Below are 26,121 nucleotides of genomic sequence, written 5' to 3' on the forward strand. Positions count from 1 at the left end.
CATCCGCCCCGCTCAAAGGTCTGATGATGGAAAACTTCCGCGCCACCGCTCGCCCCGCTGTCTGGCTGATGCTCGCGATCATGCTCGTCGCCCTCAATCTACGTCCATCGATGGCGGCGGTCGGACCTTTACTGTCGGCCATGCGCACTGACATCCCGCTGAGCTTCAGCGTCGCGTCACTGCTGACCATGCTGCCAGTGATGGCGATGGGGCTGGCGATGTTTTTCGGCATTGGCATCAGTCAACGGCTGGGTGAGCAACGGACGGTATTGCTGTCCTTGCTGATCATCGCCGTGGCGACGTTGTCACGGCTGTTTATCGACTCTGCTGCCCAATTGATTGCAAGCGCAGTGCTGGCCGGCATCGGCATAGCACTGATTCAGGCGTTGATGCCGGCGCTGATCAAATCGCGCTTCACTGACAACGTCGCGCTGTGCATGGGTCTGTACGTCACGTCGATCATGGGTGGCGCGGCGCTTGCCGCGTCGCTCGCGCCGCTGGTGATGGTGCAAACCGGGAGCTGGCGCAGCGGTTTGAGCATCTGGGCGATCCTGGCGTTGCTGGCGTTAGCGTTCTGGTGGTCGCAACGCCGCCAGTTGTCCTCCAGGGTGACGGCGATAACCGGCAAAGATTCGTTCTTCATCCATTCCCGTGCCTGGTTACTGGCCATCTTCTTTGGTCTGGGAACCGCGTCCTACACCTGTGTGCTGGCCTGGCTCGCGCCGTACTACGTGGAAAAAGGCTGGAGTGAACAAAACGCCGGGCTGCTGTTAGGTTTTCTGACGGCCATGGAGGTAATTTCCGGCCTGGTAGTGCCGGCGATCGCCAATCGCAGCCGGGATCGCAGGGTGATTCTGATGGCGTTACTGATACTGATCATCGCCGGGTTTTGCGGCCTGATCCTCAGCCCGCAAACGTACAGCCTGCTGTGGCCGTGCCTGCTGGGGCTGGGCATTGGCGGTTTGTTTCCGATGAGCCTGATCGTCTCGCTCGATCATCTCGACAACCCGCAACGCGCCGGCGGCCTGACCGCCTTCGTGCAGGGCATTGGCTATCTGATCGCCGGCCTCTCACCGCTAATGGCTGGAGTGATCCGCGACCGACTCGGCAGCTTCGAATGGGCCTGGTGGTCGCTGACGGCTGTGATGGGGGTGATGCTGTTGATGGTGTGGCGCTTCGATCCCAGGCATTACGCCCGACACTTTCCCTCGTCGAGATAAAGGCTTCTGGCCACTTTTCGGCGGTTTTGTCGGCGACGTCGTGTTCGTAAAACTTTCTGTCCCACAACTGACTGTGAAACGTCCTACAGGGCTTTGTCCTGGCACCATCGTTCCGCTAGGATCGTTCGCACACGTTTGCGCGGATTCAGCGCAAGGAGCACAGCGAGACGGAACGGATGCTGAACAGTAACTTGCTACGAAAGCTCGACATGCAGGATCTCATGGTGTTTATCGCTGTTTATGAGCAAAGCAGCGTTACCGACGTGTCAGAAGCCCTGTTCGTCAGCCAGTCCACCGTCAGTTACTGTTTGAAAAAACTGCGCACCAGTTTCGAAGACGAACTGTTCATCAACACTCGCACCGGCATGCGTCCGACCTACAAGGCCAGCACCATGTACGGCCATGTGCAGAAGATCCTCGAAAGCATCAACCTGTGCCACGCCGGTGCCCCCACGTTCGACCCGACCCAACAAGCCGTCACCTTCAACATCTGCGCCCCGGAATACTTCGAGCAACTGATCCTGCCGCGCTTGCTGAAGCGTTTCGATTTCGATGATTTGCCGGTGATGGTCAACATGCACAAATTCGAGACCGACGTCCCGGCGGATGAGCTGCGCGACGGCAGCCTGGATCTGGTGATCAGTTTCGGCCCCAACTTCCACCGCCATCACACCGACCTGAAATCACGGATGTTGCTGGAGGATGATCTGGTCTGCGTCTTCGACAAACGCGCCACGCCACTGGAGCCGCGCCTGAGCCTGCAGGCCTTTACCGAACGTCGACACGTGTTCCCGACGCCGTGGACGTCGACCACCAACATGGTCGACGGCTGGCTGGCGCGACAGGCGCAAAAGCGCCAGATCGTCGCGCGCTCGAACAGCTACAGCGCGGCATTGAAAATGATCACCGGGACCGACTTCATCCTCACCCTGCCCCGCCGCATCCAGCGTTTGCTGACCAACGAGGCGGTGTTCAATCACTGTGAGGCGCCGAACGGCTTGCCGGGCTTTACCCTCGACATGCAGTGGAGCCAGAGCGTGGATCAGGACAGCGCCAACCTCTGGTTGCGCGAGCAGGTGGTCAAGGTCTGCAGCGAACTCGAAGCAGCCTGAGTCCTACGCGCCGATGGCGGTCTTGCTGTAAGACTCGCGATCCATGTCGACCAGCTCGACACACAACTGCACCTCGACACCAGCCGGCCATTCGCACAGATCCTGCAAGACCGCCAACAGACTTTCTGACAACTGCTTCTTGATCTGCGGCGAACGCCCGCTGAGCAGCGCCAGCTTCACATAGACGAAGGCGCGCTCGGCCATGGCGGTACCGACTTTGAAAGTCTCGACTTTCACCGCACGACTTTTGATATCGAACTCCGCCGCGAACTGACCGGAGCCCACCAGCGTGTTGTTGAGCCGGATCAATGCGACGTCGGCGTTCAACTGCGGCAGGTTGGCGGTGTATTCCATGTGCAGGTGTGGCATTACAGGTCCCCGGTGGTTGGCAGAAAGGTCGTACATATAGCACAGCTCTGCCCTACCCTCCCGGGGACTTTCCAATGTGGGAGCGAGCTTGCTCGCGAATGCGGTCGTTCAGCGACACTTAAGGTGCCTGATAACTCGCTCCCACAAGGTATGTGATGATCATCAGGATGCGCTCAGCGGTCGCTCGCTCATGAACTGCTCCAGCCTGGAACGCAACCAGCGCTCGGCCGGATCGCTGTCCACATGACTGAGCCAGACCATGGAAAGATCCAGAGTCGGCGTCTTGAACGGAAACGGTTCCTTGAACAGTAATCCGGAAGTGGCCATGGCCGCCGCGGTGTAATCCGGCAGACTGGCGATCAGGTCCGTACCCGCCAACAGCGCCGGCAACGCGCTGTATTGCGGCACCGACAGCACCACCTGGCGAGTGCGACCGAGCTCCGCCAGCCACTCATCAGCGAAACCACTGACATTGGCCGTGTGCGAAACCAGTACGTGCGGACGCGCGCAATATTCATCCAGCGTCAGCGGCGTATCACTGGCGTCGGCGCGCAGTATGCTCGGTTGGATATGGCGCAACAGTTTGCGCTTGGCGTTGGCCGGCAGACCTCGGGTCTGGCTGATGCCAACAGTAATGTCGCCAGCGGCGAGCAGATCGGGAATCCGCCAGTAATCGACGTGTTGCACCACGAACACCACGTTCGGTGCCTCCTGACGCAGTGCGCGCAATAGCGGCGGCAGCAGGCCGAATTCGACGTCATCGGACAGACCGATACGGAAAGTCATGGTACTGACCGCTGGATCGAAATCACGGGTCAGGCTCAACGCCACTGATAGCGAATCCAGCGCTGGCTTGAGATGGCGAAAGATATCTTCGGCACGGGCCGTCGGTTCCATGCGATGGCCGACGCGGATGAACAGTGGATCGTTGAGCATCGTGCGCAAGCGATTGAGTGCAGAGCTGATGGTCGGCTGGCCGAGAAACAGCTTTTCGGCCGCCCGGGTCACATTGCGTTCAAGCATCAAGGTTTCGAACACCACCATCAGGTTGATGTCGGCCTTGCGTAGTTCATTGCGGTTCATCCATTGCCCCCCTGCTCCCCGGAATACGGGCAGTGTAGAAAGGCCTTGGGCCCGGCGTCCATCAACCTTTGCACGACCGGCCGGGCCTCAGCGAACGGTCAGCGATTTCAGCCCCAGCCCCATCACCCGAGCATCATCGTTCAACCCCAGATTGCGTGGACTGGTGGCATCGGGCAGATGCACCTGGATCGTCACGACCCGGCCATCGACCAGCGTTTCGCGAACAGCCGGGTTGAGCGGAATTTCCAGCAGATTGCCCTGAACCTGGGTCAGGCGAGTCGACAAGACTTCAACGCCATTGACACTGACGATGACCCGTTGCGTCAGTTTGGGCGGCATGACGAAAGCCAGTACGTCAATGACAATCGAGCGGGTATCTGGCGCCACACGCAGCGCGATTTCGGCGTCTTGCCCTTCACTCCAGGTGCCCCACGTTTCCGGAGCGGCCCAGCCTTTGACCAACTGCCGGCTCTTGCGATTGAACGCTTGCACCAGGCCGGGCTGGCTCAACGGAACAGCTGACATCGAGCGCCCCTCATCGACCATCGCCACACATTGATCGCAATGCTTCCAGCCTGGGGCCAGTACGACAAAGTCATCGACCCGGGTCAGCAGATCGGTATCGCTGTGAACATTCTGGATGGCCAGATCCAGCGAATCATCGTCGAGGATGTACAGCGAATCGGCCTCGTATTGTCCGGCACTCAGCCGACGTTGCGCGTCACGCTGAGCCTTGTCGAGCGCCTTGGGGCTCATGCGCCCCATATAAACTGCATCGGTCTTCAATCCATGAGCCGCGGCAAAATCGGCAAGAACCTGCCACTGATCCGACTGGTTTTTGGGGATCAACGCACGGATATTCTTGTAGTGAGCGGCCGCGCTGTTCCAGAACGGATCGTGCATCGGGCTGGCCCAGGCCGAAGTTTGCGGGACCATTTTTGTCGCTCTCAACCCCACCCAGGCAATTCGCGTGTCGACGACCTGGGTCGTCAGCGCCAGCGCCAGCAGCCCCATGGCGAACGCCGGTCGATAGCCACGCACCACCAGAAACGTAATCAGTAAAACGATGGCATAGAACACCGGCCAGAACATCCGGCCCGAGGCACGGAAGATACTCGCCAGCCCCTCAACGGTTTTCGGCAGCGGATAACTGAACGTGTGAGCGCCCAGGCCAATTTGATTGGACAACGCAAATACCGTCAGCCCGAGCATCGCCAACAATAGCCATGGCCAACGACTCAGCAACGCTTTAACGCGAATATTGCTGCGCAGCATGGCAAAACCCGCGGCGGGTACCAGCAGCAGCACCCCGAGGCCCAAATAGTTGAAGCCCTCGTAGTCGCCGCCGCCCGTCGCGAAGCCTGGCAGCACGTATGACCACCCCTCTGCGTCGAACAGGGATATCAGATTCATCCGATACCAACCGAAACCGCCACCACCGGCGCCGTCGACGATGCTGAAATAACCCGCCTGCCAGCAACATACGCTGACCAGGGCGAACAGACCGCCGAACTCCTTCAGCCCCTGCCGACGAGTCAGAGTGCCGAGCATGACTTTGCCAAACAGATCGGCTATCCAGATCAAAGCCACCATGACCAACAGGTAGGCATGCACCAGCGCGGTGGCTGCGAGCAAGGCACCCCATGCCAGTCGCCGTCGCGTCAGCGCCGGATGCAAGGCCAGATACAAAGCAGCCAGAATCAGAAAGTGGCCGGCCAGGGAAAGATGCCCACCGGTACGCACAAACATCGGCGGTGAAAACACCAGCAAACCGGTGCCCAACAGGCGCAGCACGGGGTTGTCGCTGATGAGTCCGAGCAGCTTCCAGGCAAACCACGCTTGCAGGACAAAACAGGCCAGCAACCAAAAGCCGAAATACTGGAACGTTTCCGGTAACCAGCCATTGAACGGTTTGAAAAACAGTGCCAGCAGTGGATTGGAGTCAGAAAAAATGATCGCACTGCCCAACTCCAGTCCATAAGAAGGGTTGAGCCCGAGCGGAAACGTCCAGGGCGAGTGCCGGAAATACACCCAGCCCAAGTAATGCGTCGCCGGGTCACCGTCCTTCAGCCAAGCGATGTTCTGCGGGTCCAGGGCGCGCGGGCCGATCACCAGAAAAAACGCCAGCACACCGAGCAACAACGGCAGCAGCGCGAGGGCCGGATGCTTGTTCAACTCCCTCATCGGTACGTCCAGAAGTTGTGCAGTACGAAGGTGAATGCCGGGATCGTCAGCGCCACCGCGCCGATGCCCAGCAAATAGTGGAGACCGGCCATTTGCGCAGCCCAGGCGACAAACATCGCCAGAAAAAAACCACAGACCGAAACCAGCAGAAACCGCACCAGGGTCCGCCCATGCAACCGGGCCGAGAAGCTCCAGGTAGTGTTGATCACATACGACACCACTGTCGCCACGGCGAACGCCACGCCGTTGGCGAGGGGCGGCGGCGCACTGATGAAATGGATAAACAGCACCGCGACCAACGCATGCAAAGCGGTGACGAACACACCGGTCACGGCAAAACGCAAACCCCGCTGGATCAACGCTGATTTTTCAGCTGAGGTCACGGTTTTTGCGCCAGGACAAAAACGCTCAAACCTGCCAGACGGTTCATACCCATTAACGGCAATTCAAGGCTGCAAAGTGTCTTGAGCAACGTGTTCACCAGCGGATGATGACGCTTGAGTTGCGAACGCGGTGGCTGGGTTTGTGCGCCTTGTGGCAATAATCGGAGCGCCGCGGCAATCGGAAACACCGCGCCGAAATAATACGCACCGCGCTGCACCGACAAGCCGGCAGCGCGCGCCAGTGTTTCGAACTGCGCCAAGGTGTAGCGGCGCTTGTGTTCGAGAAAATCATCGTGCCCGCTCCACAAGAACTGGAACGCCGGCACGGTCATCAGAAAGCGACTGCCCGATGGCACCTTATCGACATACATCTTGAGCAGGCCAAGGTCGTCATCGACATGCTCCAGCACGTCCATCAACAGCACCAGATCGGCCTCGATCGTTTCAATCCCGCGACGGTAGTGCACGGGTTTGCCGGCGGTGGTCGCGCTGGAGTCGGCGCTATAGCTGATATCCACGCACCACGCCTCACTGGCTGCGGTGTGGGTCAGCAGATGATGCGAGAAAAACCCCGAGCCCGCGCCGACATCGAGGATTCGCCTGATTGGCACATCACCCAGCAATCGCGTGGTGGCTGCAGCTTTGGAGCAGTAATACCAATGCTCGTTGATGCTATCGCCGAGGATATCGGTTTCCTTGAGATCCATGTGTCAGTCCTTGGGGTCATAGACGCGACGCACCAGAAAAACCGGTCGGCGTTTGGATTCGATGTAAGTGCGGCCCAGATACTCGCCGAGCACGCCGATACCGATCAATTGCAGGCCTCCGAGAAAAGTCACAGCAACCATCAGCGAGGCATAACCCGGCATGTCGATGCCGTAAATCAACGTACGCAGAACAATGAAAATGGCGAAGGCAAAGGACACAAGCGACACCAGCGCCCCCACATACGTCCAGACCCGCAATGGTTCCGTGCTGAAACTGGTGATGCCTTCCAGGGCGAAATTCCACAGCCGCCAACCGTTGAACTTGCTTTGCCCCGCCACGCGTTCGGGACGTTCGTAATCGACGTGGGTGGTGCGAAACCCGACCCAGGCGAACAGGCCTTTCATGAAACGTCGAGATTCGGGAAGGGTCAGCAAGGCATCGACCACACAGCGGTCCATCAGGCGAAAATCGCCGACGTTTTCGGGTAAAGGCTGCTCGGCAATCCTGTTGTGCAGGCGGTAGAACCAGTGGGCCGACGTCTGCTTGGCCCAGGTATCGCTGCGGCGGCTGATGCGGTGACCGAGCACCACTTCATAACCCTCACGCCAGCGCTCGATCATGTGCAGAATGATTTCCGGTGGATCCTGCAGGTCCGCATCGATCGGCACCACGATTTGTCCGGTCGCGACCTGCAAGCCTGCTGACAATGCCGCCTCTTTACCGAAGTTGCGGCTCAGGTCGACGATACGCAGACGCACATCGTGTCGCTGATGCCCGAGCAGGCGCTCAAGCGTGGTATCGGTGCTGCCGTCATTGACGAAGACCAGTTCAAGATCGATCGACGCTTGCGCCTGAAAGACTTCATTGATGCGTAGCAAAAACGTGTCGAGGCTGTCCTCTTCGTTAAAAACGGGGACCACCAGCGATAACGTCACCTGCCCGGCCTGTTGCGTTCCGTGCTCAGTCAAAGGAGTGCTCTTTTTATAGTGTTTGTCGGTCGTCGAACGATTGTCGACGCCATGAGCCGTCCCGTATTAAGCAGTAGCGCCGGCGGCGTTGCAAGGGTCAAACGGCGTCATATTGGCCAATCCAGAGGCCTATTGATGCGCTCTAGCCCGCGCCCTTCAGAAACATTCACGAACGATTGGAAACAAATGTCCGATAGCCAAAAAAACCCTCTGCGCTAGGCTTGCGACCATGCGCCACACAGGCTGACGCACAAATGAATCGCATGGAGCGAAACGAATGTATTTCGAGATTTACAGGCAATCCAGAGGCACCCCGAGCACCGGTAAAGGGCAATGGCGCTGGAGATTGAGGGCGGGTAACCACGAGACTATCGCCAGTGGTGAGTCTTATGTAAACAAGGCGGATTGTTTACACGTGATCGGGTTGATCAAGGCTGTGCAGGGGGAGACCCCAGTCAAGGAGATTTAACGACAAAGTGCACGCGCAACCGTGCTAAAGGCTTTTTTGTCAGAACAATTCAAGCCCCTGCGCTTATTTGGTGTAGGGGCAATCCGGCCTGGTTCAGCACCTGGGAATTGACCGAGCTAAATAATAAGCGCAAGACAAACAGTCGCCTCGCCAGGCGCCACTGACGTTGATCCCGGACGATTTTAGTCCCGAATAACGCGGGGCAATTTTCAGTATTACGTAAAGCGTTTTCCAGACAGGAATACATAACGAGTAAGAATATAGGTAATCGGGAGCATGACAATCACTACAACCAGCGGTGCGGCGACTTGATTTAATCCTAGCACTTCGACCCAGACCCACAAGATCACAACACCGCCCAGATACTGGGCCAGGTAAATCAGTGGAAAACGCAACAGGGAGCGAATACCCTGATGAGTCTTGAACACAAACTGCGAGTTCATGAAAAAAGCAAAGAGAATACCTATCATGTATGAAACCGCGTAACTAATCTGATAGGAAAATTTCAAAAGCAGAAGCATATAAATAGCATAAGTTACAACCGTATTTGCAACACCAGACAGCAAAAACCTGGCGAATCTGAGCTGACTCAGATTCTGCACAAAACGTCGAAACCCAAATCGGCCCATATTAACCCCTGACCAATCCTATAAACTCGTCGTAATCGCGTATGTAATCATCTGCATCATAATAATCAGAGGCAAATACCATGAGCATGGCATCGGCGGAATATCGATATTGTATGCTCCAAGTCATCGGAGGCAGATAAATCCCTACGGTAGCGCTATCCAGTACGATTTCTTCGCGATTGACTCCGTCATCCGCTACTACGTGCACGACCCCCTTCACCGCTACCAAAAACTGATGACAGTTAAGATGAGCATGTTCGCCACGAGTCTCAGCAGTCGGGACGTCATATACCAAAAAGTACCGCAATGGCTTGAACGGCACCGAACGTTCGAACTCCCCAGCAGACAAGCGACCGCGGATGTCCGTCACCTCCTTCAGGGAGTGCAATGTAACTCCGTTGACTGAAGTTGCACTGACTTCTTCCGGGAGTGGTTTGCCATGGTTCTCACTCCCAAGTGTGGTTTCCTTGGTGTCGACATAACCGATAATCTTTGCAGGGTTGCCCACTACTATCGCGTTGGGGGGCACAGAACGAGTCACTACCGCACCGGCACCGACCATCGCGTTCATATTGATAACAATGCCTGGAAGAATTGTAGAGTTCGCACCCAACGAAGCGCCTTTGCGAATTATGGTGCGAGTAAACGCCGCAGGGTATTGTTTACTTCTTGGAAAAATATCATTGGTAAAGGTCACATTAGGACCCACAAAAACATCGTCCTCGATTGTTATACCGTCCCATACTTGAACGCCGCACTTTAGCGTTACGCGATCGCCTATGACCACATCATTCTCGATGAAAACGTTATCGCAGACGTTGCATTCACTGCCAATTTTCGCCTGCGGTAAAACGTGAGCAAACGCCCATATTCGAGTACCCTTGCCAATATCGGAGGACTCGCACAGGGCATGGCTATGAACGAAATACTCTCTTTGCTCACTCATTTTCCGATCCAAAACTCTCGATTCTCATAGGGATAGCCAACGGCCTGTTTTTGGTATTCTCATAAGCACGCCAGGCATACGAGCCAACAATGCCTATTCCCAGCAAATTTAGACTGCCGAGAAAACTGATAATCAAAATTGTCATGGCATAACCTGGAACGCTGATCATTCCAGAGATCTTGGCAATCAATACAACGACACCGAGGAGCATGGCGACAAGTGACCCCGTCATACCCAACCGAACAAGAATCCGGACAGGTAAATCGGTGAACGAAAAAACACTATCCATCAAGTAATTCAGTTTCTTTCGAAACGTCCAGGCCGACTTTCCATGCTCACGTTTACGCCTTGAATAGGTAACTATCTCCCGGCGAAATCCGAGCCAGAAAATTTGAGCAACAAGCGAGCTATGGCCTTCGTTCAAAGTTAATAAACTATCACGAAACGCCTTATTGCAACCGAACATATCCACCCCGCCAGGAGGCAGATCAGTAATAACATACCGTCTGTAAACCCACCAAAAAATACTCGAAGCCATACGAGAAAGCATTGGATCTTCCCGTGACTCACGTACACCAACCACCACATCGACATCTTTGGTAGCCAGTATTGCGGACATCTGCAACACCAACTCGGGCGGTTCTTGCAAGTCGGCAGCCATCACAGCAAATCGATCACCTTTGCCCGCCTGAAGCCCAGTGCGAATTGCCATGAAAGAACCGAAGTTTTTCGACAGCAAGATTAATTGCGATCGAAATGAACGCTGGCTCAATGCATCACGCAATATTTCATAGCAGCGATCCGGACTGCCATCTACGACAAACACAGCTTCAAAATCATGTTCAAGTTTCAGATCAAGATCACCGACTGCTTCCAACAACGAGCCCAGTGAGTCTTCATTAAGATATACAGGAATAATCAAGCTTAACAAGGCTATTACCCTCTACCAAAACAGGAAGTAACTGCATTGATAACTCGTTGAACTTCCTCTTCAGTCAGGCCTGGAAAACACGGCAACGACATGACTGTATTGCAACATAACTCAGTCTCTGGCAATACCGGTTTCACACCTTCAACTTTATACCCAGGTTGCTGGTGATCAGGTATAGGATAATGAATATCGGTGCCGATATTCTTTTCTTTCAGAAAACCAGTAAGCCTTGCTCTGTCTTCGGTTCGAATCACGTACAAATGCGCAACGTACTCCTCACCCCTCATTATCGGCAGCTTTATATTCAGCGTTGAGAACGCGTCATTATAACGAGCCGCGATCGAACGTCGCTGTTGATTCCACTGATCAAGGTGAGGTAACTTTTCACGCAGTACCGCTGCCTGGATTTCATCCAACCGGCTATTTCGACCGCCGGATATAGCCACTTCATATTTCTTGGCCCACCCATACTGCCTCAGACTCTGAACACGTGACGCCAGTTTTTGATCATTCGTAACAAGCGCCCCGCCATCACCCAGAGCACCAAGATTTTTGGTTGGGTAAAAGCTGTAACACCCGATGTCTGCGAAACTCCCCGCCCGTTTTTTGCCCCGCATCGCTCCATGAGCTTGAGCGCAGTCCTCAATGACAGGAACGTCATAGAATTTCGCTATCCTCACCAACTCTTCTATCTCAGCCAGTTGACCGTAGAGATGAGTAACGATAACGGCTGCTGGCTTGCAAAGCATTGCGTCAGCAAGTGCTTTCGGGCAAAGCGTTAATGTTTCCGGATCAACATCGACATAAACAGGACTGGCACCGAGCAAATGAATGGCTCCACTACTGTAGAAACCAGCATTGGCAACGGTAATTACCTTATCGCCAGGCTTGACATCCAATGCACGCAAGGCAAGTTCCAGGGCGTCAGATCCATTTGCTACGCTGATGCAATGGTCGACGCCGATATACTTGGAAAACTCAGACTCAAAACCTGCGACTTCCTCACCAAGCACATACCAATTACTGTCCAGAACACGGCCGGTGATTTTTTTTAAGTCCAGAGACTGGTTGGCCTTTTTGGTAGAGAAAAATAAAACAGGATCAAGGCGTTCCATACAGTTCCCCGCTAATGCTATTAGTACTATTTTACAAACTTGGCATGAACAGTATCGGGTGCTTTACCCAGTCGTACCAAGTAGTAATCACCCACCTTCTTGACTGCACCTGCGCTTGGCCAAACAGGCATTTCTTCAAAAATTGGCGTCAAAGGAATCCTTTCAGATTGCTCCAGAAAAGGTAACTTTCCATAGCCCATCACCTCAAAATAGTAAAGCATGCGTCGCAGATTCCCTCCATCCCAGGCAAAGAAAGACCCCTGCATGGTCGAAGACCAACCGTTCGCATAGACGTTAGAGGATACCCTCCCCCCATAAACGTCGATCTTCGGAGCGGGGATTTGATCAAAGCTCCCACCTAAACTACCAATACGCTGATATATCTCTTCGGCCAGCATTCTGTCTTTGCTCTGCGTTATGGTTGCCGAAGCAATGTACTGGGAGTTGACACCGACGAGCTGAATTTCATAGATCACAACCAGCGCGCCCGCCAATATCGTCAGTAATGCACGACGGTGAGAAAGCAAGATCATGCATGCCAGCCAATAGACATAAGCAAGTGCTATCATCGTGCGCAAAGGCAAAGGATGCCCGCCCGACATAAAGATCAGTGCAAACGGAGCGGCCAATACACCGACCCACAGAGGCAATATCAATACTGCTCTACGGCGGCCATAGCCAATCAGGAATATCGTCGCCACCAAAATGACGGCAATTGAAAAGGATATATCCGCACCGTAGCGATCGGCACTACCGGAATAGATCAAGTTCGCTTCTACGAATACGCCACGCAAAACTCCGACGGGATCTGCCACTATCGCCGCGAGATCAACAAAATTACTCGTGTAACCACTATCTGCTGCAATATAATATTGAGCGACGGAATTAATTAAAAAATACAAGACTACCGAAGAAAGCGCCACTGCAAATACAATAAGACACCTGACTGCTACATATTTGAAACTCATATTAAGCGCTTTATCACCGTCTAAAACCCGCGTCACCAGCACGCCAAACGCCATGGTGGCAAACACTAGAATAAAGGATTGATAAGTCGCTATAGCGCAGGCTAAAAGAGTCACCACACATGCGTAGTCAAGAGCGCGCCCACGGAAACCAAGGCGTACTTTTCCATCCGCAGAAAACAATAAATATATACTCAGGCAAACAAATAAAAGACCAAACGCCAGCGATGGGATGTTGGACGCAAACTCCGCGATAAACCACCAGACGGGGAAGGCACAAAAAACAGGGAAAGCAAGATACGCTTTCCATCCCGGCGTGTAACGGTGAGCCCTGAGCAACAATGAATAGGACAGCGCCATTGAAACGATCAATAGCAGATAGGGAGCGAACGGAACGGACGCCTGAGGAAAAATAAACCGTTCAATTAAATAAACGAACCAGCGACCTTGAGACACCCATACGCTTTGATCCTGACGAAGCGCAGCCATTTCATCGTCAATTGAAAATGAGAACGTCGACAAAAAATAAACATAAAGCACTGCACCATAGAGAATTAAAGCGCCTGTCTCCCGCAAACTGAAATCATCTCTACGAAACCTCAAATACACTCTCGAAAGAGCATCATCCAACCATAGAAAAAAAGACCGTAGATTGATTAAAATTTTAAAGAATACAATTATGCAACCTGCGGCAATCGCCCCCACCAACAAACTGCCAATAAGCAGATACCGATGCACTCTAGAAAAATCCATTTCCAGATTTGCCTGAGGATCATCCACCGATTCCCTCATGACAACTACAAAGCCTTCGCCTTCAGAGTCAACGCTCTTTACCACATCATTCATCGGCGAAATCTTTATCTTGCCAACGCCTACCTTAAAACCATATACGGTTACAAAAACTCTTGAAACATCGACATCAGAACCAATAGACAAAGGATCCCAACGTAACGACGACACCCGATGCGGGAGCAAAAACTTTAACTTATTCTCCCCAACCACAACTGGCTCACGGGCACTGTTTTCCTGAGAATACGCGCCATCAATGCCATAAAATATCTCAGAATTATCTGCAATACTGGATTGCATTTCGATATTCAGCGACGCACGCCCCAGCGACGAAAAATACACAAGCCCACTGACCGCAACAGTCAAAACAATAAACAATATAATAAAGCCCATCCATACAGACCGCAGGGACAGACTGTAATTTTCCGGAAACTTCAAATCCATTTATCCTTTTACCGAACAACACAATAAATATATAAGAGCATAAAAACAAAGTACTTTTCGGGGCGGCATTATAGAGATTAAATCAGCAGAAATCTACGGCGGTTTCGCCCGCAAAACTAACCTGATTATTTATTTTTGAGCGCCCGCCCCTTCGGTAAAGGCCAACTTTTATAGCCTTATCGCAGGGCATGCACACTGCATTTTCACGACCAAACCGCTCGCGTGACGGCCCTTTGCCCAGCGACAAACGTGCTGGAAGCGTAGACCACGATCGGAAGCGAGCCCGCTCGTACCGAGGTAAATTTGCTCTCGCACAGAATGTCCGCGATCAAACGAGCAATGGCCTCAATGCGGCCACGACTCGGCCTACCCTCAGCGATCAGGGCCCGCCCCGCGCACACAAAATGCCGTAGAGCAGCACCCTCAGACACACAGCACCCCGAATTCGACTTCCCGGTCGAATGAGAAATATCTTTTTACATAAGGGGTCTGCGGTTACGCTACACCACTTCGCATCGAAGCTATGTACTGGGGATTAACGGGGCGATGACGTCACTGATTTCTGAGCAGCACCTGAAAACACCTGCAATCCATAAAAACATTGCGTATCGCCGAGACATTGACGGACTTCGCGCAATTGCTGTGATTGCCGTCGTTCTATATCACGCTTTTCCTTCCCTTATCCAGGGAGGCTTTATAGGCGTCGATATATTCTTTGTCATCTCGGGCTTTCTTATTTCGTCGATTCTCTTGAGAGAGTTGCAATCCGGCACATTCTCAATTGCAAAGTTCTATGCAAGGCGAATCATTCGAATATTCCCGGCACTGATTGTCGTGCTTGCTGCCTGCCTGGCATTTGGCTGGTTCGCATTACTCGGCGAGGAATACAGATCGCTGGCCAAACATACATTGGCCGGAGCCGGCTTCGTATCCAACCTGGTATTTTGGAGTGAAACCAGCTACTTCGATGTAGCCTCTGAAGCAAAACCCCTTCTGCACTTATGGAGCCTCGGTGTTGAGGAGCAGTTCTACCTGCTATGGCCCCTGCTGCTGCTATTGTTTACCCGTGCTCGCACCCATGTTCCAGTGGCAATTTGCGCGACCATCGTTCTTTCGTTCGCACTGAATCTGTTCCAGGCAACACACAACCCTACCGCAGACTTCTATTCACCATTGACGCGTGTCTGGGAGCTATCAGCCGGTGCTTTACTGGCTTGCAAGCCAAACCACTGGAAGCCGTCTTCCAGGTTAGCCAACGCACTTTCCATCCTCGGCGCCGCACTGATTATCGCCGGATTCGTGACTATCACCAGCAACCACGTATTTCCCGGGGTACTTGCCTTGGTACCGGTGACCGGAGCCACCCTACTGATCGCCGCCGGCCCTCAGGGCGTTATTAACCGACTGATACTTTCCAACCGCATGATGGTCGGCATCGGCCTGATCAGCTTCCCGCTGTACCTCTGGCATTGGCCACTCCTGTCATTCCCGCGAATCATCGAAAGCGCTACCGCCTCTGCAAGCATCAGAATTGCAGCGGTACTGCTTGCACTGACCCTTTCGTGGCTGACGTACAAATTCATCGAAACACCTATAAGAACCGGCGCCATCTCCAGAACAAAGTCAGTCAGACTGTTATGGTGCTCGATGCTGGCAATTGCAGTAGCCGCTACCTTTGTTTTCAGCAAAGATGGACTGCCTGAAAGAACGGGCGCCAACCCGATAGCGAAGTACCCAAACGATCTCGGCCGAGATCCTTATTTGACTTATATAAGCAAACACTTGAGCAGATGTTCAGACATTGAACTTCGCGAGCTCTCTTCTTTGGATACGAGTTATGGTTACCGTTGCTATCAGTCGAAGCCAGACACCCCTATCAAAATTCTCTTGATTGGCGATAGCCATGCCGAACACTGGCTGCCAGGCTTTGCCGCGCAATTTAGCGACACCAACGTTGGCTCGTTTATCCAGCCGCAACTTCCATCACTGGCAAGCCCGGCGTTCACGGCACCCTTGCAGCGGGTTGCAAGAGACAGCAACATCGACAGCATCTTCATCAGCGCCATGTGGATAGATAAAATTGCCCCGGGATTGATTGAACCTGAAAAACAATTGGATCAAACGCTAAAGATGCTGGTTAATACGGGCAAGCATATCTATGTAATGGATGATATTCCCGCATTCCCGTTCGACCCCGAAAAATGCAAGTACGGGCGTCGCTTCAGTAGCGGTACGAGCACGTGCGAGATGAGTGTTTCCGATTATCAGAATCAGAAAAAATACTACTCGACCATACTTTCCTCGGCGCTCAAAGAAAACCCCGAAGTAAAATTTCTGCACATCGACGATCTGCTGTGCGATACGCAGCTTTGCAAAATGACGGCAGATGGAAAATTGCTTTATCGCGACACTAACCACCTCAATATTGAGGGCTCAAAGTATCTGGCTGAGAAACTATTCAGTCTTGGCAGGCTTTCGAGATAGCTCGCACACAACGGTAGAGCCCGGCTGATCAGAGTGCGCACCGACCCTTGCACTCTGACCAGCCCTCCAGCTTCCTTGCGCCCGCATAAAAACTCGGGCATTGCACACCGATGACTCAGAAGCACTGCCGAGGCCGCGCCCCGTCTAGCAGAAAGCATTTTCGCAGGGGATCGCTGCAGCCAGCCCGGTCAGTTGAACCGCCTGTAGGACTTTTCCGTTTCCCGAAACGCTCAGTTCTGGTAGCTTCCCTGCCGCCCCGATACCTACCAATCTACGACAGCCTTAGCTGAATACCGGACATTACGCGCATGACCACAAGGATATTTGACGCCTCATATCAGGCGTCAAGCATGAAGCCTGTACACCTTGCCTATCGACCCGATATCGACGGCCTCAGGGCTTTTGCAGTACTTATCGTGGTGCTGTTCCACGCCTTCGAGAAGTCACTGCCTGGCGGGTTCATTGGTGTAGACGTGTTCTTTGTTATCTCGGGCTTTTTGATCAGTTCGATTATTTTCAAAAACCTCGAACGCGGTACATTCAGCTTTATTGATTTTTACGTGCGCAGGATCAAGCGAATCCTGCCCGTACTGATTCTTGTGTTGGTTGCGTGCTACCTGTATGGCTGGTTCAAGATGTTTCCCGCCGAGTTCATGGCACTGGGCAAACACATTGCTGCCGGCGCAGTCTTTGGCTCGAACTTCGCGTTATGGCACGAAGCGGGGTACTTCGATGCAGCCTCTACGACCAAACCCTTACTGCATCTTTGGTCGCTTGCCATTGAAGAGCAATTCTATTTGCTATGGCCGATTCTCGCCCTGATAGCGTTCAGGGCTCGCATCAACTTCATGTGGTTCAACGCAACGATAGTTCTCGCTTCATTTGCCACAGGCATCTATCTGATCAATCACGACATGACGGCGGCCTTCTATTCTCCCGCCTCACGCTTTTGGGAGATAGGCATAGGAAGCCTGATTGCCTGGCTGACATTCAAGCACGCGGACGGCTACCGTCTGGTGGCCGACAGATTACGACTGGAAAACATTCTATCGGTAGCTGGCGCTGCGCTTCTCATATTCTCCCTGTGCTATTTCGATGGCTCCTTGCACTTCCCTGGCTACTGGGCAGTGATACCCGCAGTGGGTACTGCAATGCTGATCCTTGCAGGCCCTAATGGCGTTGTGAACCGATGGGTGCTGGCAAGCAAGCCAGCGGTGTGGGTGGGACTGATCAGCTATCCGGTTTACCTTTGGCATTGGCCTTTGCTGACGGCAATCAACCTGGAATCCAATCCTCTTGTAGTTGAGTACCCGGACCTGATCAGAGCGCTTGCCGTCGGGGCAAGTATCCTGCTCGGCTGGTTGAGCTTCATGCTGGTGGAAAAGCCAGTGAAGCGAATGCAGCCAGAGACCCCCGCGGCTGCGCTGATTTTCAGCACTTTGCTTGCCGTGGGCGCAGTAGGGTTATTCACCAACCTGAAAGACGGTATTGCCTCAAGAGTGCCGGAAAATCTCAGAGAGCTTGGCGCTATAACCAATGTATATGCCTACTTTCAGTTCGGCGAAGGCGTACGAGTGCACACTTGCCACATCAGTATGCCGATGCCTGAGAACTTCAAGCGCCCTGCTGCTTGTTTCAGCGACCAGCGCCCGCTGTTGATGTTGTGGGGAGATTCATACGCAGCCGCGCTTTACCCTGGGATACGGGCGCTTTCCGAGAGCGGCGAGTTCGGAATCGAGCAAGTCACAGTGGGCAATGCGCCTCCGTTTCTGGACGAAAGCAAACTTGCCGCAGATAACAAGACGGTGCTTGCTGATAACCTTTATGCCATTTCGCTGGCCGCATCAAGCAAACCCGACGTGATTGTCATGAGCTGGATGGTATCGGGAGCAAACGCACCTTCAACGCCAGATGAATCAGTGAGAGCCTTTGCCAGTACGGTCGAACGAATTCGAAAGGCATCCCCTCACAGCAGAATTGTCTTGATTGGTCCCGTCCCACAATGGGAGAACACCCTGTCTCAGACAGTCGTCAACTATCTCAAGACGCAACCAATGGGTTCGTTGATGGAGAAGTATACGAGCACCGGGCTCAGACCCGAGCCCAAGTTATGGGATCAATATTTTGCAGAGCACATTCCGAAACTCGGCGTTCGCTATGTCTCAGCCTATGAGGCCATGTGCAACCAAAACGGATGCCTGACCAATGTCGGACCAAAAAACAGCGATCTGACTGCCGTAGATACCGGGCATCTGACGAAGTCCGGGTCTGAGTACCTGATCAGCCGGATCCGTCAGTCCATCCTCAGCGAGTTTTCGCCAGAGGATAGCAGCGGAGTCACTCACCGATAAAACTGTTGGCCTGTCCGGCAGACGCCCCCGGATAGGCCGCTCTGCGCACGCAAGCCCATCTGCCCCGATGCGCAACGGGATGATGGCCAGAGCAGCCGCCTGGCTTTGTGAGGCCTTGAGCCGTGCCGTTGGACGGTTGGCATGATCCGTGGACGACGACAGCAGCGTCGAGCAGGAGCGTCAGGCGCACAACGCTGCTTAAGAAGCGCACAAGGCACGGCCGGCCACCTCCAATCGCTCCGTGACGGCTACCCGACCGCAAATACCCAGACGTACCGCTCAACTCGCTGAACACGCCCCTGGCCGAAAGCCCGGAAACGAAAAAGCCCCCGTAATCAGCAATGATTACGGGGGCTTCGTCTTGTTCAATAATGGCGGAGAGATAGGGATTCGAACCCTAGGTACCGGTGAAGGTACAACGGATTTCGAATCCGTCCCATTCGGCCACTCTGGCATCTCTCCAACGGCGCGCATCATAACAACACTTTTACCGAAAGCAAACCCTCTTTCGAAAATTTCTTCGTGCTATCAGATGCTTGCGTCGATTAAAGCGGTACACCCAGACGATTGGCGACTTCTTCGTAGGCTTCGATGACGTCACCGAGGCCCTGACGGAAGCGGTCTTTGTCCATCTTCTTCTTGGTGTCCTTGTCCCACAGACGGCAGCCGTCCGGGCTGAACTCGTCACCGAGGACGATAGAGCCGTCGCTGAACACGCCGAATTCAAGCTTGAAGTCGACCAGCAGCAGGCCGGCGTCGTCAAACAGCTTGGTCAGCACTTCGTTGACCTTGAGCGACAGTTCTTTCATGCGAACCAGTTGCTCGGCAGTGCCCCAACCGAACGCCACGACGTGGGATTCGTTGATGAACGGGTCGCCCTTGGCATCGTCCTTCAGGAACAGTTCGAAGGTGTAAGGGTTGAGCTTCAGGCCTTCTTCCACACCCAGACGCTTGACCAGGCTGCCGGCGGCGTAGTTACGCACGACGCACTCGACCGGGATCATGTCCAGCTTCTTGACCAGGACTTCGTTGTCGGCCAGCAGTTTGTCGAATTGGGTCGGGATGCCGGCCGCTTCGAGTTTCTGCATGATGAAGGCGTTGAACTTGTTGTTGACCATGCCTTTGCGGTCGAGCTGCTCGATGCGCTTGCCGTCGAACGCCGAGGTGTCGTTGCGAAACAGCAGGATCAAGCGGTCAGCGTCGTCGGTCTTGTAAACCGATTTGGCTTTGCCGCGGTAGAGTTCTTCACGTTTTTCCATGATGGGCTCCGCTTGCTAAGTAGGTGGGCTAGGCGATGTGGCGCCAGTCGAGCCCTGAATCTTGATCGGCCAGTTGCAGCCAGTCCGGGTCGCACCCGAGGGTGTCGACAAAACATTGCCGGGCCAGCTGCGGCAGGTTGTTCTTGCTGCTCAGATGGGCCAGGACCAGGTGTTGCAAGCCCTGCCAGCCCAACTCCGACACCAGGAATGCCGCCTGATGGTTGTTCAAATGTCCCAGCTCGCCGCCCACCCGCTGCTTGAGAAAGTACGGGTAATGACCACGGGCCAGCATGTCGCGACAATGATTGGACTCGATCATCAACGCATCGAGGTCCCGATAACCGTCCAGCACCCGCTCGCAGTAGGAACCCAGGTCGGTCAGCAGGCCGAAGCGCCGCTGCTCGTGATCACTGAAGACATACTGGGTCGGTTCCTGTGCATCATGAGCCACGGCAATGACCCCGATGTTCAGTGCACCGATCTGCAGTTGCTCGCCGCCGGCCAGGAAGCCTGCGGGTTCAATCGGTTTGCGCATCCCGCGCAGTGTGCCGCGACTGAGGTAGACCGGTAGATTGTAGCGCCGAGACAGCAAACCCACGCCATGCACGTGGTCGGCATGTTCGTGGGTTACGAGTATCGCGCTCAGTTGCGCCGGGTTCACACCCAGACGCAACAGGCGTTTTTCGGTTTCCCGCAGGGAAAAACCACAATCCACCAGCACGTACGTATCAGCACTGGCGATCAGCGTGCCGTTCCCTTGGCTACCGCTGCCGAGAACGGCAAAACGCATGGTTGATCAGCCCAGGTTGTCCTGAATCACGCTCAACACTTTGCGTGCCACTTCAGCCGGCGCGACGGTGTTGATGTTTTTCTCGACGGTCACCTGAATGTTCTCGCCAACCTTGCTCAGGCGAACCTGATAACGCTCGGCACGGGCTTCAACTTCTTCCTTGCTCGGCGCACTGCCGAACAGGCTGCTGAAGAAACCAGGTTTGTCGTCTTTCTTCTCGGCTTTTTCGGCCAGGTTGATGTAGTACAGGCCGAGGCTGCGGTTGATGTCTTCAACGCGCCATTCGCCTTGTTCCAGTGCACGGCCAACGCTCGACCAGGCGCGGTCCAGGTCGGTACCGACGTTCAACACCGGGTTACCGCTGCCGTCTTCGCTGAGGCTGACACGGCTTGGCGTGTCGAAATCACGCGAGGCCAGCATCGACACCGAACCGCCCTTCTCGGAGATCCGGCTCATGCTGGCGAGCATGTCGTCGACCAGTGCTGCGTCCAGGCCAGTGTTGACCGAACGGTTGGTAAAGGCGACGTCGGCGGTGCTGCCGGCAGGACGCTCGGCGCTGACCACGTAGATTTCACTGGTGTTGCGCTGCACGCCCGGCTCGATACGCACACGCACACGGGTTTCGCTGTCGCTGGCAATGCCGGCTGCGCTCAGGCGCTTGGCCATGGACGCGGACAGTTCATCGGAATGCTGCCAGGTGGTGGTGAATTCGCCGGTTTGCGGGCGCTGCTCGTCCAGACGGAAACCGTTGTCCTGGAAGAACTGCACCGCCACTGGCCAGACTTCGGCCGGCGGATGCTGGGCCACGACCCAACGCGAATCACCGCTCTTCTGCAGCGAGTAATCGCTGGCATCGGCAACGGCCGACAGCGGCTGAGGACGCGGCACAATGTATTCGCCCTTCTCGGTGTCATCAGCAACGTTACGCGGGATCGGCAACAGCGGATCCAGACGCTTGGAAGTGCTGACTTCCGGCGGCAGTTGCATCGGTGCAGTCTGTTGCGCTTGCAGGTAATCGCTACCACGGTCGCGGAAATAACCTTCCGGCCCCCAGACCCATCCGCAGCCGCTGGTGCTGGAGATAATCAAGGCAAGTGCGGAAAGTCCGGCCATTCGCTTCATGCGTTGTACTTCCTCAATTAAACCAGGACGCTGCACTGGCGCAGGGCCGAGCGAAGCGTTTCGTGACAAGGTGTGCTCAGCCAGGTCAGTGGCAGGCGGATGCCTTCGTGCATCAGGCCCATTTCAACCAAAGCCCACTTCACCGGAATCGGGTTGGCTTCGATGAACAGGTCTTTGTGCAGTGGCATCAGTTTTTCGTTGATTGCCCGTGCGGTGTCGGCGTCGCCTTTCAGCGCGGCCTCGCACAGGTCGGCCATTTCGCGCGGCGCGACGTTGGCGGTCACGGAGATGTTGCCTTTACCGCCCAGCAGGATCAGCTCAACGGCGGTCGGATCATCGCCGGACAGCACGATGAAATCCTTGCTCACACCATCGATGATCGCCTTGGCGCGTTTCAGGTCGCCGGTGGCTTCCTTGATGCCGATGATGTTCGGCACGGTGGACAGGCGAATCACGGTCTCGGCCTGCATGTCACACGATGTGCGGCCAGGAACGTTGTAGAGAATCTGCGGAATGTCGACAGACTCGGCGATGTGTTTGAAATGCTGGTACAGGCCTTCCTGAGTCGGCTTGTTGTAGTACGGAACGACCAGCAGGCAGGCATCGGCGCCGGCTTCTTTGGCGTTGCGGGTCAGCTCGACGGCTTCGCGGGTCGAGTTGGCGCCAGTGCCGGCGATGACCGGAATACGCCCGGCAACCTGTTTGACCACGGCCTTGATGACGGCGATGTGCTCTTCTACATCAAGGGTTGCCGACTCGCCGGTAGTACCGACCGCGACAATGGCATGGGTGCCGTTCTTGAGATGGAAGTCCACGAGTTTGCTGAGGCTGTCCCAGTCAAGACGCCCTTGTGCATCCATGGGAGTGACCAGTGCCACCATACTGCCCGCAATCATGAAACCGCTCCTGCCGGAAAAAGAGAGCGGTAATGGTACTGGCGCCAAGATGCTTGCACAAGCGAAGTACTGCGCTGCCGCCATTCCCCTTGGCGCCGCTTTTCGCTACCCTTCAGACTTTGATCGGTACCGATCAGCTTGTACGTCGGGTTCCAGCCTCCCTTTTCGGCCTCCCAGACCCCGTTCCTGCGTCGCATCGACGCGCTCCCGCTATAGTGGAGCGAGCCGCGAGCGCTTGCCGGGTCTATCGCAATGGACAGCCAGAACAGGCAGGCCCCGGCCGCCAGCGTCCGTAACCTACCGACCGCTCATCGCTTTAGGAATGCTGCATGTCCACCCCCACAGTTCGCGAACAATTCCTTGTCATCAGTGCCCTCGGCGCCAACCCCATGGAGCTGACTAACGTCCTGTGCCGCGCCAGCCATGAAAATCGCTGCGCCGTGGTTACGTCCCGCCTGACCCGCCACGGCGAGTGCAGCGCGCTGATCCTCGAGATCTCTGGCAGCTGGGACGCTCTTGCGCGCCTGGAAGGCAGCCTGTCGGGTCTTGCCAAGAAGCACGCCTTCACCGTCAACGTCGTGCGTAGTGCGGCACTGGAAAATCGTCCGCAGGCGTTGCCTTACGTGGCTTACGTCAGTTCGGCTTATCGTCCGGACATCATCAATGAGCTGTGCCAGTTCTTCATGGATCACAACGTCGAACTGGAAAACCTGACCTGCGACACCTATCAGGCGCCACAGACCGGCGGCACCATGCTCAACGCCACGTTCACCGTGACGCTGCCGGCCGGCACCCAGATCAGCTGGCTGCGTGATCAGTTCCTCGATTTTGCTGACGCGATGAACCTGGATGCCCTGATCGAGCCTTGGCGCCCACAGAACCCAATGTAAGGAAGCTTTCATGGCCGTTGTCATCGACCAACCTGTTGCGGATTTCGAAGCACCTGCCACTAGCGGGCAAACCATCAGCCTGTCTGCCTTGAAGGGCAAGCAAGTGGTGATTTACTTCTACCCGAAGGACAGCACCCCGGGCTGCACCACCGAAGGCCAGGGTTTTCGCGATCAATACACCGCGTTCAAGGCTGCCAACACGGAGATTTTCGGTATCTCACGCGACAGCCTGAAGTCCCACGAGAACTTCAAGTGCAAGCAGGAGTTTCCGTTCGAGCTGATCAGCGACAAGGACGAGGCCGTTTGCCAGCTGTTCGACGTGATCAAGCTGAAGAAGCTGTACGGCAAGGAATACCTGGGCGTTGATCGCAGCACGTTCCTGATTGATAAGGACGGAGTGCTGCGTCAGGAATGGCGCGGTGTGAAAGTGCCCGGGCATGTGGATGCTGTTTTGGCAGCTGCGCAGGACTTGAATAAAGCCTGATGGCTTTGCGTCGCCCTCATTGACGCCTTCGCGAGCAAGCTCGCTCCCACATTGGACTTGTGAACGCCACAGATCCAGTGTGGGAGCGAGCTTGCTCGCGAATGGGCCCTGACTTCACCGAATAATCTGGATCAACCACTAGAGCAGCGGCGCCACCACCGGCTCCTTGCGCGGCCACGCATCCAGCACTGCCTTGAACAGGGTCGCCAGCGGGATCGCAAAGAACACGCCCCAAAATCCCCACAACCCGCCAAACAACAGCACCGCACAGATGATTGCCACCGGGTGCAAATTGACCGCCTCCGAGAACAACAGCGGCACCAGCACATTGCCATCCAGTGTCTGGATGATCCCGTAGACCGCCATCAGATAGATGAACTGATCACTCCAGCCCCACTGAAACAGCGCGATCAACAGCACCGGCACGGTCACCACCACCGCGCCAACGTACGGCACCACCACCGACACACCGACCAGCAACGCCAGCAGCGCCGCATAATTCAATCCGAGCGCCACAAATGCGATGTAAGTCACGCCACCACAAATCACGATCTCGATGACCTTGCCGCGAATGTAGTTGGCAATCTGCCGGTTCATTTCCTGCGCAACCCGGGTGATCAACGCACGCTCACGCGGCAAGTAGCCACGCACCCATTCGCCGATCATGACCCGGTCCTTGAGGAAGAAAAACACCAGAATCGGCACCAGCACCAGATAGATCATGATGTTCACCAGCAGCGGCAGACTCGACAGCGAGAACGTCAGCGCCCACTGGCCGAACTTGCCGATCTCGCCACGCGCCGCCTCGATCGCCTGCAACACCTGCTCATCGGACACCAGATGCGGATAACGTTCCGGCAGCAACAGCAGCAGCGATTGCCACTTGGCGAGCATGCCCGGCAGTTCATTGAACAGGGTGATGAACTGATGCCAGAGCAACGGCAGCACCACGACTATAAACAGCATCAACACGCCCATGAACAGTGCAAACACCAGCCCCACCGCCACACCACCCGGCACGCGCAGGCGTTCCAGCGTGACCACCAGCCCCTGCATCAGATACGCCAGCACCATCCCCGCCAGCACCGGCGCGAGCATACCGCCGAGGGTGAGAACCGCGGTGAAGGCGAGAAACAGCAGCACCGCCAGCACTACAGCTTCTTCATCGGAGAAGTAGCGCTGAATCCAGTCGCGTAACACTTTGAACATCAATAATCCTTAGGTCTTTTACGCTGTCGGTTTCAGGCCTTTTTCAACCAGTAACGGTAAACGCCTGCTTCGTCTTCTTCGCGCAGCAGGGTATGACCGGCCAACCTGGCAAAGGTGCGAAAGTCGCGCTGCGAGCCCGCGTCGGTAGCGATCACCTTGAGAACGGCGCCACTCTCGAGCTTGTTGAGTTCCATTTTTGCCTTGAGCAACGGCAACGGACAATTCAGGCCACTGGCGTCCAGTTCCGCGTCATGGGCTACAGCGTCAGTCATTGCGTCACTCCGGTTCGGGTCGTCGAGCTGCCTAGAATATCTGGTCGCG

At 55.1% G+C, this 26,121-nt stretch carries 24 protein-coding genes and 1 tRNA gene; 7 read left to right on the forward strand and 18 right to left on the reverse strand.

Translation table 11 applies throughout. The annotated features are described in order from the left end of the window. Positions 1-26 precede the first annotated feature (26 nt). Positions 27-1,220, forward strand: a complete 1,194-nt coding sequence (locus tag HUW52_RS24110) for a cyanate transporter (RefSeq protein WP_175555085.1) — start codon at positions 27-29, stop codon at positions 1,218-1,220. A 176-nt stretch (positions 1,221-1,396) separates the two neighbouring features. Continuing rightward, positions 1,397-2,332 (forward strand): LysR family transcriptional regulator, encoded by a 936-nt coding sequence (locus tag HUW52_RS24115; RefSeq protein ID WP_175555086.1) that lies wholly within the window; start codon positions 1,397-1,399, stop codon positions 2,330-2,332. Positions 2,333-2,335: 3 nt separating this feature from the next. Here HUW52_RS24115 and HUW52_RS24120 read toward each other — a convergent pair whose 3' ends face one another. The 6 genes from HUW52_RS24120 to HUW52_RS24145 all read right to left on the reverse strand — a co-directional run bounded on the left by HUW52_RS24120 (position 2,336) and on the right by HUW52_RS24145 (position 8,027). Further along, positions 2,336-2,701 (reverse strand): 5-carboxymethyl-2-hydroxymuconate Delta-isomerase, encoded by a 366-nt coding sequence (locus HUW52_RS24120; protein ID WP_016984679.1) that lies wholly within the window; start codon positions 2,699-2,701, stop codon positions 2,336-2,338. 162 nt (positions 2,702-2,863) lie between these two features. Continuing rightward, on the reverse strand, positions 2,864-3,784 hold the full coding sequence (locus HUW52_RS24125; RefSeq protein ID WP_016984680.1) for a LysR substrate-binding domain-containing protein: 921 nt from the start codon (positions 3,782-3,784) through the stop codon (positions 2,864-2,866). Positions 3,785-3,871: 87 nt separating this feature from the next. Further along, entirely contained in the window at positions 3,872-5,968 is a 2,097-nt protein-coding gene (locus HUW52_RS24130) for a DUF6311 domain-containing protein (protein WP_175555087.1), read from the reverse strand. After that, on the reverse strand, positions 5,965-6,351 hold the full coding sequence (locus HUW52_RS24135) for a GtrA family protein (RefSeq protein ID WP_175555088.1): 387 nt from the start codon (positions 6,349-6,351) through the stop codon (positions 5,965-5,967). Before HUW52_RS24135 ends, HUW52_RS24130 begins: the two co-directional genes overlap by 4 nt. Then, positions 6,348-7,058, reverse strand: a complete 711-nt coding sequence (locus tag HUW52_RS24140; protein WP_016984682.1) for a bifunctional 2-polyprenyl-6-hydroxyphenol methylase/3-demethylubiquinol 3-O-methyltransferase UbiG — start codon at positions 7,056-7,058, stop codon at positions 6,348-6,350. Before HUW52_RS24140 ends, HUW52_RS24135 begins: the two co-directional genes overlap by 4 nt. Positions 7,059-7,061: 3 nt before the next feature. Then, entirely contained in the window at positions 7,062-8,027 is a 966-nt protein-coding gene (locus tag HUW52_RS24145; protein ID WP_175555089.1) for a glycosyltransferase family 2 protein, read from the reverse strand. Positions 8,028-8,304: 277 nt separating this feature from the next. On the opposite strand from HUW52_RS24145, the gene HUW52_RS24150 reads away from it, so the two are divergent. Further along, a complete protein-coding gene (locus HUW52_RS24150) occupies positions 8,305-8,496 on the forward strand; it encodes a DUF1508 domain-containing protein (RefSeq protein WP_016984684.1) in 192 nt (63 codons plus the stop codon). 215 nt (positions 8,497-8,711) lie between these two features. Here HUW52_RS24150 and HUW52_RS24155 read toward each other — a convergent pair whose 3' ends face one another. From HUW52_RS24155 to HUW52_RS24175, 5 genes are read right to left on the reverse strand one after another with little or no spacing between them, the layout of a single operon-like run. Next, positions 8,712-9,125 (reverse strand): GtrA family protein, encoded by a 414-nt coding sequence (locus HUW52_RS24155; RefSeq protein WP_016984685.1) that lies wholly within the window; start codon positions 9,123-9,125, stop codon positions 8,712-8,714. 1 nt (position 9,126) lies between these two features. Beyond that, positions 9,127-10,071 carry a WxcM-like domain-containing protein gene (locus HUW52_RS24160; protein WP_016984686.1) on the reverse strand — a complete coding sequence of 315 codons (945 nt, stop codon included), beginning with the start codon at positions 10,069-10,071 and terminating at the stop codon, positions 9,127-9,129. Then, a complete protein-coding gene (locus HUW52_RS24165) occupies positions 10,064-11,008 on the reverse strand; it encodes a glycosyltransferase family 2 protein (protein WP_175555728.1) in 945 nt (314 codons plus the stop codon). Before HUW52_RS24165 ends, HUW52_RS24160 begins: the two co-directional genes overlap by 8 nt. Next, positions 11,008-12,117, reverse strand: a complete 1,110-nt coding sequence (locus HUW52_RS24170) for a DegT/DnrJ/EryC1/StrS aminotransferase family protein (protein ID WP_175555090.1) — start codon at positions 12,115-12,117, stop codon at positions 11,008-11,010. Before HUW52_RS24170 ends, HUW52_RS24165 begins: the two co-directional genes overlap by 1 nt. Before the next feature lie 26 nt (positions 12,118-12,143). Further along, positions 12,144-14,309, reverse strand: a complete 2,166-nt coding sequence (locus HUW52_RS24175) for a glucosyltransferase domain-containing protein (RefSeq protein ID WP_182349867.1) — start codon at positions 14,307-14,309, stop codon at positions 12,144-12,146. Between the two features lie 552 nt (positions 14,310-14,861). Here HUW52_RS24175 and HUW52_RS24180 point away from each other — a divergent pair. Then, positions 14,862-16,799, forward strand: coding sequence for an acyltransferase family protein (locus tag HUW52_RS24180; RefSeq protein ID WP_175555092.1), 1,938 nt, complete (start codon positions 14,862-14,864; stop codon positions 16,797-16,799). A 350-nt stretch (positions 16,800-17,149) separates the two neighbouring features. Further along, positions 17,150-19,150, forward strand: a complete 2,001-nt coding sequence (locus tag HUW52_RS24185) for an acyltransferase family protein (protein WP_246376070.1) — start codon at positions 17,150-17,152, stop codon at positions 19,148-19,150. 372 nt (positions 19,151-19,522) lie between these two features. Here the strand turns inward: HUW52_RS24185 and HUW52_RS24190 are convergent. From HUW52_RS24190 to dapA, 5 genes are all read right to left on the reverse strand, one after another. After that, positions 19,523-19,612 (reverse strand) — tRNA-Ser (locus HUW52_RS24190). An 83-nt stretch (positions 19,613-19,695) separates the two neighbouring features. Continuing rightward, on the reverse strand, positions 19,696-20,409 hold the full coding sequence (purC, locus tag HUW52_RS24195) for a phosphoribosylaminoimidazolesuccinocarboxamide synthase (protein WP_008077821.1): 714 nt from the start codon (positions 20,407-20,409) through the stop codon (positions 19,696-19,698). A gap of 28 nt (positions 20,410-20,437) precedes the next feature. After that, positions 20,438-21,199: an MBL fold metallo-hydrolase gene (locus tag HUW52_RS24200; protein ID WP_007911390.1), complete on the reverse strand. Its 762-nt coding sequence runs from the start codon at positions 21,197-21,199 to the stop codon at positions 20,438-20,440. A gap of 6 nt (positions 21,200-21,205) precedes the next feature. Next, the gene (gene bamC / locus HUW52_RS24205; RefSeq protein ID WP_016984692.1) at positions 21,206-22,321 is read right to left on the reverse strand and encodes an outer membrane protein assembly factor BamC; all 1,116 of its coding nucleotides are present in this window, start codon (positions 22,319-22,321) and stop codon (positions 21,206-21,208) included. Positions 22,322-22,338: 17 nt separating this feature from the next. Next, positions 22,339-23,217, reverse strand: coding sequence for a 4-hydroxy-tetrahydrodipicolinate synthase (gene dapA, locus HUW52_RS24210; protein ID WP_007911392.1), 879 nt, complete (start codon positions 23,215-23,217; stop codon positions 22,339-22,341). Between the two features lie 329 nt (positions 23,218-23,546). Between dapA and HUW52_RS24215 the strand changes: the two genes are divergently transcribed. Further along, the gene (locus HUW52_RS24215) at positions 23,547-24,107 is read left to right on the forward strand and encodes a glycine cleavage system protein R (RefSeq protein ID WP_016984694.1); all 561 of its coding nucleotides are present in this window, start codon (positions 23,547-23,549) and stop codon (positions 24,105-24,107) included. Positions 24,108-24,117: 10 nt separating this feature from the next. Further along, positions 24,118-24,591, forward strand: coding sequence for a peroxiredoxin (locus HUW52_RS24220; RefSeq protein WP_016984695.1), 474 nt, complete (start codon positions 24,118-24,120; stop codon positions 24,589-24,591). 138 nt (positions 24,592-24,729) lie between these two features. On the opposite strand, the gene HUW52_RS24225 is transcribed toward HUW52_RS24220, so the two are convergent. Then, complete coding sequence (locus HUW52_RS24225; RefSeq protein WP_175555093.1) at positions 24,730-25,800, reverse strand: AI-2E family transporter; 1,071 nt, start codon at positions 25,798-25,800, stop codon at positions 24,730-24,732. 32 nt (positions 25,801-25,832) lie between these two features. After that, positions 25,833-26,072: a sulfurtransferase TusA family protein gene (locus tag HUW52_RS24230; protein ID WP_016984697.1), complete on the reverse strand. Its 240-nt coding sequence runs from the start codon at positions 26,070-26,072 to the stop codon at positions 25,833-25,835. Positions 26,073-26,121 lie beyond the last annotated feature (49 nt).

The sequence above is a fragment of the Pseudomonas sp. 43A genome (assembly GCF_013363935.1).
In the GTDB taxonomy this organism is placed as follows: domain Bacteria; phylum Pseudomonadota; class Gammaproteobacteria; order Pseudomonadales; family Pseudomonadaceae; genus Aquipseudomonas; species Aquipseudomonas crudilactis.

Coding starts and splice junctions, on each gene's coding strand:
- HUW52_RS24110 (WP_175555085.1), top strand. CDS start 27: ATGGAAAACTTCCGCGCCACCGCTCGCCCCGCTGTCTGGCTGATGCTC.
- HUW52_RS24115 (WP_175555086.1), top strand. CDS start 1,397: ATGCTGAACAGTAACTTGCTACGAAAGCTCGACATGCAGGATCTCATG.
- HUW52_RS24120 (WP_016984679.1), bottom strand. CDS start 2,701: ATGCCACACCTGCACATGGAATACACCGCCAACCTGCCGCAGTTGAAC.
- HUW52_RS24125 (WP_016984680.1), bottom strand. CDS start 3,784: ATGAACCGCAATGAACTACGCAAGGCCGACATCAACCTGATGGTGGTG.
- HUW52_RS24130 (WP_175555087.1), bottom strand. CDS start 5,968: ATGAGGGAGTTGAACAAGCATCCGGCCCTCGCGCTGCTGCCGTTGTTG.
- HUW52_RS24140 (WP_016984682.1), bottom strand. CDS start 7,058: ATGGATCTCAAGGAAACCGATATCCTCGGCGATAGCATCAACGAGCAT.
- HUW52_RS24150 (WP_016984684.1), top strand. CDS start 8,305: ATGTATTTCGAGATTTACAGGCAATCCAGAGGCACCCCGAGCACCGGT.
- HUW52_RS24155 (WP_016984685.1), bottom strand. CDS start 9,125: ATGGGCCGATTTGGGTTTCGACGTTTTGTGCAGAATCTGAGTCAGCTC.
- HUW52_RS24160 (WP_016984686.1), bottom strand. CDS start 10,071: ATGAGTGAGCAAAGAGAGTATTTCGTTCATAGCCATGCCCTGTGCGAG.
- HUW52_RS24170 (WP_175555090.1), bottom strand. CDS start 12,117: ATGGAACGCCTTGATCCTGTTTTATTTTTCTCTACCAAAAAGGCCAAC.
- HUW52_RS24180 (WP_175555092.1), top strand. CDS start 14,862: ATGACGTCACTGATTTCTGAGCAGCACCTGAAAACACCTGCAATCCAT.
- HUW52_RS24185 (WP_246376070.1), top strand. CDS start 17,150: ATGAAGCCTGTACACCTTGCCTATCGACCCGATATCGACGGCCTCAGG.
- purC (WP_008077821.1), bottom strand. CDS start 20,409: ATGGAAAAACGTGAAGAACTCTACCGCGGCAAAGCCAAATCGGTTTAC.
- HUW52_RS24200 (WP_007911390.1), bottom strand. CDS start 21,199: ATGCGTTTTGCCGTTCTCGGCAGCGGTAGCCAAGGGAACGGCACGCTG.
- bamC (WP_016984692.1), bottom strand. CDS start 22,321: ATGAAGCGAATGGCCGGACTTTCCGCACTTGCCTTGATTATCTCCAGC.
- dapA (WP_007911392.1), bottom strand. CDS start 23,217: ATGATTGCGGGCAGTATGGTGGCACTGGTCACTCCCATGGATGCACAA.
- HUW52_RS24215 (WP_016984694.1), top strand. CDS start 23,547: ATGTCCACCCCCACAGTTCGCGAACAATTCCTTGTCATCAGTGCCCTC.
- HUW52_RS24220 (WP_016984695.1), top strand. CDS start 24,118: ATGGCCGTTGTCATCGACCAACCTGTTGCGGATTTCGAAGCACCTGCC.
- HUW52_RS24225 (WP_175555093.1), bottom strand. CDS start 25,800: ATGTTCAAAGTGTTACGCGACTGGATTCAGCGCTACTTCTCCGATGAA.
- HUW52_RS24230 (WP_016984697.1), bottom strand. CDS start 26,072: ATGACTGACGCTGTAGCCCATGACGCGGAACTGGACGCCAGTGGCCTG.